The following is a 12,958-nucleotide window of genomic DNA, read 5'->3' as shown; positions in this document are numbered from 1 at the left end:
GGGGGGGGGGGGCCGGGCGCCCCCCCCCCCCCCCCCCCCGGCCCGGGCCCGCGGGGGCCCCCCCCCGCCGCCCGCCCGCGGCCCCCCCGGCGGCCCGCGTGTCAGTGGTCCGTCAGGCGTCCGGCTTCCTCGCCGCCACGGCGGCCAGCAGCCGGTCGCGTGACTCCTCGACCAGGCGGCGGGCCCGGCCCACGTCCGCGAGCAGCCGGCCGTCGCGCTTGTGGACCACTCCGTCGACGATGACCGTCTCCACGTTGGAGACGTCCGCGCAGAGGGTGACGGCCGCCACCGCGTCGTGCACCGGCGCCATGTTGAGGGCGGTGGCGTCGAGGGCGACGACATCGGCCCGCTTGCCGGGCGTCAGGGAGCCGGTACGGTCCTCCACGCCGGCCACGTGGGCCCCGTTGAGGGTGGCGATCTCCAGCATCTGACGTGCCGTCAACATGGTCTTCGGCACGGGCAGGTTGGCCTGCCAGCAGTCGGCGTTGACCCGGGCCCGTTCGGCGCCGAAGGCGGCCCGGATCTGGGTGAACATGTCGCCGGGCACGGTGGTGACGACGTCGATGCTCAAGGAAGGCCGCAGCCCGTGTTCGACGGCCTGCATCACGGGCGGCCAGCCATGGCCCATCTGGGTCTCCACCTGGGCGGCGATGGACACCGTGCCACCGCTGTCGGCCAGCATCCGCCACTCGTCCTCGCTGAGGTGACAGCAGTGGACGTAGGTCGTGTCGGGTCCGAGCAGCCCCAGCTGGTTCAGTTGCCTGACCATGCCGAAGCGCCCGGCGAGGCGGCCCATGGCGACGTGCACGGTGATCGGGATGTCCAGCTCGCGGGCGAGGCCCCATTCCCGGGTGACGACGTCGTCGGTGCAGAAGCCGGGGCCGCGCGTGGCCAGGGCCATGGTCAGCAGGCCGTCGTCGGAGGCGAAGTACTGGTCGCGGACGCGGCGTACGTCGTCGCCGGGTACCGCGATCCTGCTGTCGAACCAGTAGTCGGCGAGCGAGGTGTTCGCGCTCCCGTACGCGTACCGGGCACGGATGCCGGTCTCCGCCAGCGCCTGGATCGCGGCGTCCGGGTGCTCGGGCGTGTTGTTGATGTGCGACCAGTCGACGAGGGTGGTGATGCCCGCGTTGAGGCACTCCAGGGTGCCGGCCAGGTTGCCGGCGTACACGTCCTCGGGGGTGTAGACGGGCGCGAAGGTGTCGAGGACGTCGACGAAGTAGTCGTCGAGGGTGGCGTCGGGGGCACAGCCGCGGATCGGCGCCTCCCAGGTGTGGCGGTGGGTGTCGACGAAGCCGGGGATCACGATGCGGCCGGTCATGTCGAGCACCTCGGCGTCCACGTCCGCGTCGATCTCGCGCCGGACCGCCGTGATCGTGCCGTCCTCGATGAGGACGTCGCCCCGGGGCAGGTCGCCGATGTCCGGATCCATCGAGACGACATGGCCCGCGCGCAGGAGCATCCGTTCGGTCATCGCCGTTCCTCCCAGAGGTGGGTGCGTATGAAAGCTGACGGAACGTCAGTATGCGGCGGCTTCGCGGGCGGTTCGCGTGACCCGGCCGACGACGGGGACGGCCGGGACGAAGGCGGCGCGCCGACGGTCCCGGTGAGGGGTCTTCCCGAGGGACGCGCGCTCCCCGCGCGGGCGGGGCGGACCGGTTCGTGGCGCTCCTCGCCCGTCCGGTCCGATCCGAGGCGCCCTGCCCGGCGGACGGCGTCGGGCCGGTGTGTGCGGATCGCCACGGCGACCACCCCCATCCCTGCGGAGTCAACGGCCTCACGGGGCGGGCGTCAAGTGATGCGGGCGCCACGTGACACGCACACGAGGCGGCTGTCGGCGGCCGGCTCGCCGGCACTCGCACGGCGTCCGCTCTCTCGCGCCGACAGGGCCAGGGGCGCGGGGGCGGGATGCCCCGTCCGGCGGCGGTGCCGGTGCGGCTGCGCCGGACGGGGGAACCCGGGTCGCGGAGGTCAGGAGGGGGTGTCCAGGCCCAGGTGGTCGCGGAGGGTCGGGCCCTCGTAGTCCGTGCGGAAGACACCGCGCTCCTGGAGCAGGGGGACGACCTTGTCGGCGAAGGGGTCCAGCCCGGTGGGGGTGATGTGGGGGACGAGGATGAAGCCGTCGGCGGCGTCGGACTGGACGTACTCGTCGATGGTGCGCGCGACCGTCTCCGGGGAGCCGATGAAACTCTGGCGGTTGCCGGTCTCGATGACCAGGTCCCGGATGGACCAGTCGTGGGCGGCGGCCAGCTCCCGCCACTCGCGGGCGGTGGCGAGCGGGTCGCGGTACATGCGCACCTGGGCGCGGCCCTTGGAGATGTGCGTGTCGCCGACGTCCGGGTCGATGTCGGGCAGCGGGCCGTCCGGGTCGTAGGAGGACAGGTCACGGTTCCAGACGAACTCCAGGTGCTTGAGGGCGGTGGCACCGCTGACCTGGAGGCGGCGTACCTCCTTGGCGAGTTCCTCGGCCTCGCCGTCGGTGTCACCGAGGACGAAGGTGGCGGCGGGCAGGATCAGCAACTGGTCCTCGCGGCGGCCGTACTTGGCGAGGCGGCCCTTGACGTCGGTGTAGAAGGCCCGGCCGGCGTCCAGGCTCGCGTAGCGGCTGAAGATGGCGTCGGCACCGGCGGCGGCGAACTCACGGCCCTCGTCGGAGTCCCCCGCCTGGAAGATCACCGGGCGGCCCTGCGGTGAGCGCGGGACGTTGAACCGGCCCTCGATGTCGAAGTGCTGCCCCGAGTGGACGAAGGCTCCGGCCTTGGCGTCGCGCAGGAAGACGCCCGTCTCCTGGTCGGCGACGATCTCGTCCCCGTCCCAGGAGTCGAAGAGTTCGTTCGCCGTGGCCAGGAACTCCTTGGCGCGGGAGTAGCGCTCCTCCTGCGGCAGGAAGCCTCCTCGGCGGAAGTTCTCGCCGGTGAAGGCGTCCCAGGAGGTGACGACGTTCCACGCGGCGCGCCCGTCGGAGAGGTGGTCGAGGCTCGCGAACTGGCGGGCCACCTCGTACGGCTCGTTGAAGGTGGAGTTGATGGTGCCGGTCAGTCCGAGGCGCTCGGTGACGGCGGCCAGCGCGGCGAGGACGGTGAAGGTGTCGGGGCGGCCGACCACGTCCAAGTCGTAGATGTGACCGCCCTGTTCGCGCAGCCGCAGGCCTTCCGCGAGGAACAGGAAGTCGAACTTGGCGCGCTCGGCGGTCCGCGCGAAGTGTGCGAAGGAGCTGAACTCGATGTGACTGCCGGCCTCGGGATCGCTCCACACGGTGGTGTTGTTGACGCCCGGGAAGTGGGCGGCCAGATGGATCTGCTTCAGGGGTTTGCTCATGGCGGTCGGTCTCCTACGGCTCAGACGGTCGCGGTCGGGGCGGCGGCGTAGCGGGCGGCGGGGCGGGGCAGCCCCAGCAGGCCGCGCAGGGTCCCGGCCTCGTAGGCCCGGCGGAAGACGCCGCGCCGCTGCAGTTCGGGCACGAGGCCCCGGGTGATCGCCGGGAGGTCGTGGCCCAGCACGGCGGGGCGCAGTCGGAACCCCGACAGACCGGCGGTGGCCAAGTCCTGGAGGAGGTCCGCCAGTTGGACCGGAGTGCCGGTGAAGATCCGGGCGTCGCTCGCATAGGGCTCGCCGGCGAGTGCGTCGAGGCGCTGCCGTCGGGCGGCCGCTGCCGCCGGGTCGTCGTCGAGGAGAACCACGAGGTCGCCGAAGATGTGCAGCGGGTCGTCGGCGCGCCCGGCGGCCCGCTGCTCCGCGCGGATCTCGGCGACGATCGCCCGTGCCCGGTCGGTGTCGTGGGGCGTGACGTATCCGATGTCGGCCTGGCGGGCCACCAGCCGGTACGGGACGGTGTCGTGGGCGAGCGCGCTGACGACGGGCTGGCCCTGTGGGGGGCGGGGGGTGATGGAGGGGCCCTTGACGCTGAAGTGGCGGCCCTCGAAGTCGATGTAGTGCAGTTTGTCGCGGTCGACGAAGCGGCCGGTGGCCACGTCCCGGATCTCCGCGTCGTCCTCCCAGCTGTCCCACAGCCGGCGCACGACCTCGACGTGGTCGGCGGCCTCGTCGAACAGCTCGGTCACCAGCTCCTGGGCGTCCGGGCTGTCGTAGGCCTCGATACGCGGGATCGTACGGCGGCCGAAGTGGGCGGCCTCGTTCGGCCGGGCGGTGATCTGCACCCGCAGGCCCGCGCGGCCGGAGCTGACGTAGTCGAGGGTGGCGATCGCCTTGGAGATGTGGAAGGGCTCGGTGTGGGTGGCCACGACGGTCGGCACGATGCCGATGTGCCGGGTGAGGGGGGCGATCCGGGCGGCGACGAGGACGGCGTCCAGTCGGCCGCGGAGCTGGTCGGTGCGCTCGTCCGGCTCCAGGAAGTGCGCGGACTGCGGGCCGAGGCCGTCCTCGATGGTCACGAAGTCGAGCAGCCCGCGCTCGGCCTCGGCGACGAGGCCGGCCCAGTAGGCGGCGGTGAACACCTCGCGGGGGCGGGCCACCGGCTCGCGCCAGGAGGCGGGGTGCCAGCCGGTGCCGTCGAGGGCGACGGCCAGGTGCAGCGGGGACGGCGTGGAGGCGGGGGCGGGCGTGGAGGAGGGGAAAGACGCGGCTGGGGACACGGGTGGGTGCCTTCCTAGGAGGTTCGTACGGCCCTCTCGCGGGGCGTGCCGGGGCTTCGGACCGCCACGATCGTGGAGCGGCGGCGCAGGGTGAAGCCGAGGGACTCGTAGAGGCGGATCGCGGTGATGTTGTCCGCGGCGGCGTGCAGGAACGGTGTCTCGCCGCGTGCGCGGATGCCGGCGGCGACCGCGCGGACGAGCCGGGTGGCGAGGCCCCGGCCGCGGTGGTCCGGGTCGGTGCAGACCGCGCTGATCTCCGTCCAGCCGGGCGGGTGGATCCGCTCGCCGGCCATGGCGACCAGTCGGCCCCGGTCCCGGATGCCGAGATAGGTGCCCATTTCCACGGTCCGCTTGAGGAAGGGGCCGGGCCGGGTGCGGGCGATGAGGTCCAGGATCTCGGGGACGTCGGCGAGCCCGAGCCGTACCGCTTCGGGGGCGTGCTCGGCCCGCAGCGCGGTGTCCACCAGCTGGACGCCCTGTCCACCACCGACCACTTCCCAGCCGTCCGGCACCTCGTGGACCGGTTTGATCCGTACGACGGTCTCCGCGCCGACGAGCGTGTGCAGGTCGGCCCAGGCGGCCGGGTCCGCTGGGTCGGCGAGGGCGGCGAAGTCGTAGACGTCGCCCGGGTAGCGGGCGGCGGCGCCGAGGCGTTCGGCGAAGCGGGCGTGCGGGCCGTCGAGGGAGGCCCAGACGGCGTTGTCGAGGACGGGTATGTCGAGTGCGGCGGCGGGTGCGGACAGGGCTCCGCCTCCGTGGAGGTCGGTCTGATGGGCCACGGAGGCGGAGTCCCTTCCTCATTCGACTGGCTTGCTGTGCTGGTGATATGACGTATCGTCAGGAGTTGGTGAGGGGCAGACCGGGGGGGTTGACCTCGGACTTCTCCACGGACTCGTTGGGGAGGTTCCAGGCCTTCAGCCACTCGGTGTACTGACCGTTGTCGATCAGGTGGTTGATGGCCTCGGCGAGAGGCTCGGCGAGACCGCTGCCCTTCTTCGCGGTCGCGGCGATCAGGCCCTGGAGGGTCTCACCGGCGCCGGAGAACTGGCCCGCGATCCGGGTCGCCTGGGGTGTGCCGGCGGTCTTGGCCGCGTGGTAGGCGAGATTGGGGCTGGGGCCGAAGTAGGCGTCGATCCTGCCGCTGCTCAGCGCCAGGTAGATGCTGTTGCTCTCCTGGAAGTACTTGACGGTGAGGGGCTTCTTGCCCTCCTTCGCCAGCTTCGCCTTCCACTCCAGGAGGATCTTCTCCTGGTTGGTGCCGTTGCCGACGGAGACCGTCTTGCCCGCGAGGTTCTCGTAGTCGCCGTCGAAGTTCCAGTCGCTGTCCTTCTTCGTCTCGAAGGCCAGGTCGTCCTTGCGGTAGGAGGCGAACTCGTACTTCTGCTTGCGCTCCTCGGTGTCGGTGATGTTGGAGAAGCCGACGTCGACCTTGCCGCTGTCGATACCGATGAACAGGTTCTCCCAGGTCGACTGGCGCACCTCGGGTTCGAGACCGAGTACGGCGGCCACGAGTCTGCCGAGGTCGGGCTCGGAGCCCGTGAGCGTCTTCTGGTCGCTGCCGATGAAGCCGAGTGGCGGACTGCCGGACGGCAGCGTGCCCGATCCGATCACCAGCTTGCCGCTCTTCTTGATGGCGTCGGGCAGTTTGGCGCTGATGGACTTCACCTCGGAGACCTTGATCTCGGTCTCCTTGGCGGCGCCGCCTGCGAGCCGCCCGACGGTGACCGTGCCGGCGGCCCCGGTCTTCGTCGCGGCCTCGGTGTCGCCCCCGCAGGCGGCGAGCCCGGTGGCGAGGGTGGCGGCGGCGGTCGCCGCGGTGATGCCGCGCAGCAGGCTGCGCCGGGAGAACCGGGTGTGCGTGGGCATGACTGTCCTTGTCGTTCGAGAGTGTGTTGAGGGCGGTGTGGGGGGAAGCTGGGAGGGCTCGGTCAGAGGACCTTGCCGAGGAAGTCCTTGGTCCGTTCGTGCCGCGGCTTGTCCAGGACCTCCGAGGGCGGGCCCTGTTCGACGATCCGGCCGCCGTCGATGAAGACGACCCGGTCGGCGATCTCCCGGGCGAAGCCGATCTCATGGGTGACGATCACCAGCGTGGTCCCGCCGCGTGCCAGGTCCTTGATGACGGCCAGCACCTCACCGACGAGTTCGGGGTCGAGGGCGGAGGTCGGCTCGTCGAAGAGGATGACACCGGGACGCAGGGCCAGGGCGCGGGCGATCGCCACGCGCTGCTGCTGGCCACCGGACAACTGCCGTGGATAGGCGGCCGCCTTGTCGGCCAGGCCGACCCGGTCCAGGAGTTCACGGGCGAGGTCGTCCGCCTGGGCCCTGCCGAGCTTTCCGGTCGCCACAGGGGCCGCGGCCACGTTCTCCAGCACGGTCAGATGCGGGAAGAGATTGAAGTTCTGGAAGACGAAGCCGATCCGGCCGCGCTGGGCGAGGATCGCCCGCTCGCTCAGCTCCTTGAGACGGTCGCCGTGCCGGCGTACGCCGATCAGTTCGCCGTTGACGCTGACATGGCCGATCTCGGGCTTCTCCAGGTGGTTGATGACCCTGAGCAGCGTGGACTTGCCGGAGCCGGACGGGCCGAGGATCACGGTGACCTCGCCGGGCCGTACGGTCAGATCGACGCCGTTCAGCACCCGGTGGGTGCCGTACCACTTGTGCACGTCGTGCACCTCGACGGTGGCGGCCGTGTGGTCGAGCGTCCCGGCGGTCATACGGCGGCCTCCTTGCGGATGCGGGCCCGCAGGTCGGTGGCACCGGCCCGCAGCCTCTGCAGCGGCGTCGGCGGCAGGGTGCGGGTGGCGCCCCGCGCGTAGTACCGCTCGACGTAGAACTGGATGACGGAGACGACGCTGGTGAGGATGAGGTACCAGACGGTGGAGACCAGCAGCAGCGGCACGATGTCGCCGGGGTAGGTGGAGCCCATGGCCTGTGCGGTGCCGAAGAGGTCGAGCAGTGACACGTAGAAGACCAGGCTGGTGCTCTTGATCAGGCCGATCAGCTGGTTGACGTAGTTCGGGGTGATCGAGCGCAGTGCCTGCGGGAAGACGATCCTGCGGAACTGGTAGCCCTTCGGCAGGCCGAGCGCGGAGGCCGCCTCGTGCTGGCCCTGGTCGACGGAGAGGATGCCGCCGCGGACGACCTCGGCGGCGTAGGCCGCCTCGTTGAGACTGAGGCCGATGACGGCGACGGCCATGTCGGTGGCGAGGCGCGACTCGTCGAAGGTGAGGAACGCCGGGCCGAAGGGGACGCCCAGGCTGAGTGTCTGGTACAGGGCGCTGAAGTTGTAGAGGAACAGCAGGACCACGATCAGCGGGATCGAGCGCAGGGCCCAGATGTAGACCCAGCTGACCGAGCGCAGGACCGGACTCTTCGAGAGCCGGGCGAGAGCCAGGAGGACACCGCCGATCAGGCCCAGAACCGCGCTGTAGGCGGCGACTTCGAGGGTGATGAGCAGTCCGTCGAGGATCGTCGGGCGCAGGAACCAGTAGGCGAAACGGTCCCACTGGTAGAAGGGGTTGGAGATCAGGCCGTGGACGAACTGGGCCGCGAGGACCAGGACGACCGCGGTGGCGATCCAGCGGCCGGGGCGGCGCAGTGGCAGTACCCGCTGGGCGGCGAGGGGTTCGGCCGGGGTGTCGGCGGGCGGCGGCGCCTCGGTCAAGGACAGGGCGGTGCCTGGGGGTTCACTCATCAAGGGCTCCGGAAGAGTGTCGAAACCCCGGGCGACGCAGGCGACTTCGGCCGTACGGGCGGTCGGGGACCGCTCGCCGTACGGAGAGCACGGAAGACACACGGATGCGCACGAACCGGGGCCGGCGGAGAGAGACGGACCGCTGGTGCGGTGCCTCGGGAGTTCGAAAGAACCGTCGGCCTCGACGGGAGCGCGGCGCCGGGACGGGCCCGGACCGCGCGCTAGCGTGCGCTACACAGTGCGCTGTTGACCCGGAGCAGATCGACGGCGCGGTCGGCGCAGAGCGGCACGCAACCGTGGCGGCGCCATGCGGCCGTCCTCGGGGTTGCGTACATGTCCGTCACCATCGTTCTTCCGGCCCGATGGGCCTCGTGCTCTGCGGGTGGCCGTAAGTAACTCAGGCCCGGCAGGCCGCTGTCAACGTCAGTCCAGCACATGGGACGCCTGTCCGTCTGACGATACGCCCTGGTCCGGGACATGGGAGGCCCAGTCCAGGATCTGCACGGCCGCGCCGGCCGCCTCCAGGCCCTGACAGTGCGCGTGGTGACGCAGCGCGATGCCGTCGAGGTCGAGGTGGGGGCCGAAGGCGGGGTGGGCGGTCAGGCGGCGCGCGTACGCCCACAGGTGCGGATGGTCGGCGACGCGGTGCACGGCGGAGGCGTCCAGGTGCCAGCGGTGCACCGTGTCGAGCCGCACGAGCGCGACCCACAACTCGACGTCGGCGACGGTGAGTTCGCTGCCCAGGAGGTGCTCCTGTCCGGCGAGCCGGGCGTCCAGCGTACGCAGGGTGCGCAGCAGGGAGCCGAGCGCGGCGCGGCGCTCGGAGTCGTCGGCGTCGGCGCGGCCGGCGCGCTGGGCGGCGCCGTCCATGCCCTGCTCGACCAGGCGTGCGACGCCCTCGATCTCGGCCTCGGCGCCCTCCGGGTACAGCGCCGTGCGGCCGCCGAAGCGCCGGGCGAGGTCGCGCATGATGTCGGGGGCGTGGGTGCTGACGATGCGTCCGGACCAGTCGTCGCTGAGCACCGGCGCCACGGCCGCCCCGGGGTAGCGGTGCGCGCTCGCCTCGTACAGCGGGCGCAGGGCGGAGTGCTCGCCGCCGGGGCCGTCGGGCACCGCGGGCAGGAGGATCACGGGGCAGATGTCCGCCAGTCCGAGGAGGCTGTGGACGACGGCGATGCGCAGCGCACCCGGACAGGACAGCGACAGATGGAGCCGGTAACGGCGCGGCACGGCGTAGTGGCCACTGCGGGCGTCGCAGCCGATCCGGCCCCTGAAGGCGGGCAGGGGCCGCGGCGAGGGGACGGCGTTCAGTGCATGGACGGGCATGGCGGACATGTGTCTCCCCGGGGGTTCTGTCGCGCGGTCTGGCGAGCGGGCGGTGACGCGCCGACACGGTTGGCGGCGCAGCGGTGGTGACGCGAGTACACGGACGCGCGCGTGCCGGCGGCGGGCCGCGTCGGCGGCTCGGGCGGGTCGGGCAGGCTCGGGCGGGTCAGCCCAGGGGGCTTCTCGCGCTGCAGACGCGCAGCAGATCGATGTGCCGGCGGGAGGTCAGAAGGAGGGACTGCCGGCGTGCGCGCGGCACACGAGTGACCACCGGCTCCAGACGCCCCATCATTCCCTACCTGTTCACTAGGAAATACCCCACCTGGAGTGTCGGGCCGACCGTGCCGTGCGTCAAGAGGGTGTCCGCGAAATGGTCGCCGCGTCCGAGGCGTGGGACACCGACCGGTCGGCCTCCCCCTGGCACGGGGCGCCCGGTGGTCAGTCGCGGTCACCCCCGACCCCGAGCATCCGCTCCAGCCGGTCGAACCGCTCATGCAGGGCATGCGCGGTCTCGTCGCACAACTCGTATGCCCTGTGCCTGAGTTGGTGGCGTCTCTGCTCCCGGCCCACGAACCAGGTGGCGATCGCGGCGGTGACCATGCCGTACGTGGTGATGCCGACGCCCATGACGACCGCGCCGACGACCCGACCCCAGAACGTCACCGGATGGAAGTCGCCGTAGCCGACGGTCGTGGCCGTCTCGACGGACCACCACAGGGCCTTCGGGTACGAGGTGAGGTCGGCGCGGGGTGCGCCGTGCTCACCCCCTCCTCGTGCCGGGCGGCGGCGCCTTCGGGTTCTCCCGGCGGGCGTGCGTGGCGTGGCGGTCCAGCTCGTAGGCGACCCGGATCAGCGGAACGTGAGTGAACGCCTGCGGGAAGTTGCCCAGTTGGCGGCGGGCGCGGGGGTCGTACTCCTCGGCGAGCAGACCGACGTCGTTGCGCAGCTCCAGCAGCCGCTCGTACAGGTCGCGGGCCTCGTCCGCGCGGCCGATCAGCCGCAGGGCGTCCGCGAGCCAGAAGGAGCAGGCGAGGAAGGCGCCCTCACCGCCGCTGAGGCCGTCGGGCGAGTCGGCGGCGCCCGCGGAGTAGCGTGCCACCAGCCCGTCGGTGAGGAGTTCGCGCTGTACGGCCTCGATGGTGCCGATCACCCGGGGGTCGTCCGGCGGCAGGAAACCGGTCTGCGGGATCTGCAGCAGAGCCGCGTCGAGCGCGCGGGAACCGTACGACTGGGTGAAGGTGCCCCGCTCCGGGTCGAACGCCTTCTCGCAGACCTCGCGGTGGATACGGTCGCGGACCGCGCGCCACCTCTCCACCGGACCGGGGCGTGCGTGGGCCTCGGCCAGCCGCACCGCCCGGTCGAAGGCGACCCAGCACATCACCTTGGAGTGCGTGTAGTGGCGCGGGGCGCCGCGCATCTCCCACAGCCCCTGGTCGGGCTCGGACCAGGCCCGTTCCAGGTGTTCCAGGAAGACCGCCTGCAGCGAGACCAGGTGCTGGCGCGGGCGCAGTCCGCAGCCGACGGCCAGATGGATGGCCTCCATCACCTCACCGGGGACGTCGAGTTGCCGCTGCCCGGCGGCCGCGTTGCCGATCCGTACCGGGCGCGAGCCCTCGTAACCCGGCAGCCAGTCGGCCTCCCACTCGGTGAGCCTCCGCTCCCCCGCGATTCCGTACATGATCTGCACGTCCTCGGGCCGTCCGGCCACCGCCCGCTCCAGCCAGGCCCGCCAGGCGTCCGCCTCGGCCTTGAAGCCGCTGCGCAGCAACGCCTCCAGGGTCATCCCCGCGTCCCTCAGCCAGCAGAAGCGGTAGTCCCAGTTCCGCACACCGCCGATCTCCTCGGGCAGTGAGGTGGTCGGGGCGGCGACGATGCCGCCGGTCGGCTGGTACGTCAGGGCCTTGAGGGTGATCAGGGAGCGGGCGACGGCGTCACGGTACGGCCCGTCGTACGTCAGCCTGCGCAGCCAGCGGCGCCAGTACGACTCCGTGCTGCGCAGGGCCTCGAAGGCGTCCACCTCGTCGGGTGTGGGCAGGTGGGAGGGGTGCCAGGTCAGCACGAAGGGGATCTGTTCGCCCGCCGTGACCGGGAAGACGGCGGTGTGGGCGGTGCCGTGGGCGACCGGCCGGACGGGGGTGCGCAGCCACACCGACTCGGGCCCCGCCGTCCCCGTCAGATGTCCGTCACGCCGGCGCATCCAGGGCAGGACCCGGCCGTAGTCGAAGCGGAGCCGCAAATCCATGCGCATGTCCACGGTGCCGGAGAGACCCTCGACGATGCGTACGACGCTGGGGGCTCCGGTCTTCCGGCACGGCATGAAGTCGGTGACCAGGACCTGGCCGCCGGCCGTCTCCCATTCCGTCTCCAGGATCAGCGTGTCGTCCCGGTAGCGGCGGCGGGCGTACGGGCCGTTCTCCTCGGCCGGCGCGATGCGCCAGCGGCCGTTGTCCTCGTCGCCGAGGAGGGCGGCGAAGCACGCGGGCGAGTCGAAGCGGGGGAGACAGAGCCAGTCGACGCTGCCGTCCCTGCCGACGAGGGCGGCGGAGAGGAGGTCGCCGATGAGGGCGTAGTCCTCGATGCGGCCGGGTCCGGTGCGCGGGTCGATGCGGGGGTCGGGGGCGGGGTCTGGCATGGGGTCAGTGTCGAGGGGCCGCGGGTTCGCGGCATGCGGGGCGGGGCGTTCGAGTTGTCGCGACCGTGCGGGCGAGGAATGCCCGGGAGCCGTTCCGGTACTCGGCCCGGAGGGTGACCGGGTGTGGCTCGGGGCGTGGTGTCCGGGCGTGTTGTCGGGGAGGGGTGTCCGGGGGGTGTCCGGGAGGGGCGGTGCGCGGTTCTCCATCTGCGGTGCGCGGTTCTTCATCTTCCGGACGGCCGACGGCCATGCCACGGCAGGGGCCGCTCTCCGGCGCGGTCCGAAGCTGCTCACGGCGCACGGTCATCCGCGAACGGGACGACGACTCGATGAACGGCTCACGGAAAGGACCGGCTCTTGAGCGACTCGGAGCTTCCCCCGACCGAGCGGATCCGCATCCTCGCGGCCATCCTCTCCGGCAGACTCACGGCGCGCGACGCCGCTCGCCGCAACGGCCTGCCGGTGGGGGTCGTCGAGCGGTGGCTGAAGGAGATCCCGGTGGCCGCGTCGCCGGACCGCGCGGCCCGGGCGGCCCGCACGACCGACGACGAGCCCCTCCCCGCGCGGGCCGACCCGCGCCCGTTGCCCCGCTGCCGGATCGTCGTGGACGAGATGGTGCAGGGGCTCGGGCTCTGACCGCCCACGGGAGTCTGACGGCCACGGGAATCTGACGACCACGGTCGTCGTCGGGGCTCGCGGCGGCACAGGCTTCCA

10 protein-coding genes and 1 pseudogene are annotated in these 12,958 nt (G+C 72.0%); 1 reads left to right on the top strand and 10 read right to left on the bottom strand.

What is annotated here, in order from left to right; all coding sequences use genetic code 11:
* Positions 1 to 112: 112 nt before the first annotated feature.
* The 10 genes and pseudogenes from ACWCRJ_RS26120 to ACWCRJ_RS26075 all read right to left on the bottom strand — a co-directional run bounded on the left by ACWCRJ_RS26120 (position 113) and on the right by ACWCRJ_RS26075 (position 12,244).
* On the bottom strand, positions 113 to 1,474 hold the full coding sequence (locus ACWCRJ_RS26120) for an amidohydrolase family protein (protein WP_450941566.1): 1,362 nt from the start codon (positions 1,472 to 1,474) through the stop codon (positions 113 to 115).
* A gap of 497 nt (positions 1,475 to 1,971) precedes the next feature.
* Positions 1,972 to 3,318, bottom strand: a complete 1,347-nt coding sequence (locus ACWCRJ_RS26115; protein WP_450941565.1) for an NtaA/DmoA family FMN-dependent monooxygenase — start codon at positions 3,316 to 3,318, stop codon at positions 1,972 to 1,974.
* A gap of 20 nt (positions 3,319 to 3,338) precedes the next feature.
* Positions 3,339 to 4,592, bottom strand: coding sequence for an LLM class flavin-dependent oxidoreductase (locus tag ACWCRJ_RS26110; RefSeq protein ID WP_450941564.1), 1,254 nt, complete (start codon positions 4,590 to 4,592; stop codon positions 3,339 to 3,341).
* A 14-nt stretch (positions 4,593 to 4,606) separates the two neighbouring features.
* Positions 4,607 to 5,371 (bottom strand): GNAT family N-acetyltransferase, encoded by a 765-nt coding sequence (locus ACWCRJ_RS26105; RefSeq protein WP_450941563.1) that lies wholly within the window; start codon positions 5,369 to 5,371, stop codon positions 4,607 to 4,609.
* A 58-nt stretch (positions 5,372 to 5,429) separates the two neighbouring features.
* The gene (locus tag ACWCRJ_RS26100) at positions 5,430 to 6,458 is read right to left on the bottom strand and encodes an ABC transporter substrate-binding protein (RefSeq protein ID WP_450941562.1); all 1,029 of its coding nucleotides are present in this window, start codon (positions 6,456 to 6,458) and stop codon (positions 5,430 to 5,432) included.
* 62 nt (positions 6,459 to 6,520) lie between these two features.
* A complete protein-coding gene (locus tag ACWCRJ_RS26095) occupies positions 6,521 to 7,306 on the bottom strand; it encodes an amino acid ABC transporter ATP-binding protein (protein WP_450941561.1) in 786 nt (261 codons plus the stop codon).
* Positions 7,303 to 8,286: an amino acid ABC transporter permease gene (locus ACWCRJ_RS26090; RefSeq protein WP_450941560.1), complete on the bottom strand. Its 984-nt coding sequence runs from the start codon at positions 8,284 to 8,286 to the stop codon at positions 7,303 to 7,305. The genes ACWCRJ_RS26095 and ACWCRJ_RS26090 overlap by 4 nt, the downstream gene beginning before the upstream one ends.
* A gap of 423 nt (positions 8,287 to 8,709) precedes the next feature.
* Entirely contained in the window at positions 8,710 to 9,621 is a 912-nt protein-coding gene (locus ACWCRJ_RS26085) for a glutathione S-transferase C-terminal domain-containing protein (RefSeq protein WP_450941559.1), read from the bottom strand.
* A 429-nt stretch (positions 9,622 to 10,050) separates the two neighbouring features.
* Positions 10,051 to 10,374 (bottom strand): annotated as a pseudogene (locus tag ACWCRJ_RS26080) (potassium channel family protein); the annotation flags it as partial.
* Positions 10,373 to 12,244 (bottom strand): glycoside hydrolase family 15 protein, encoded by a 1,872-nt coding sequence (locus ACWCRJ_RS26075; RefSeq protein WP_450941558.1) that lies wholly within the window; start codon positions 12,242 to 12,244, stop codon positions 10,373 to 10,375. The pseudogene ACWCRJ_RS26080 and the gene ACWCRJ_RS26075, both read right to left, overlap by 2 nt.
* 357 nt (positions 12,245 to 12,601) lie before the next feature.
* Between ACWCRJ_RS26075 and ACWCRJ_RS26070 the strand changes: the two genes are divergently transcribed.
* Entirely contained in the window at positions 12,602 to 12,880 is a 279-nt protein-coding gene (locus ACWCRJ_RS26070) for a hypothetical protein (RefSeq protein ID WP_450941557.1), read from the top strand.
* The last annotated feature ends 78 nt before the right edge of the window (positions 12,881 to 12,958 follow it).

The organism is Streptomyces sp. NPDC002324 (assembly GCF_053593335.1).
The sequence above is the reverse complement of the archived record's forward strand: the minus strand, read 5'-3'. Positions and strand labels throughout refer to the sequence as shown.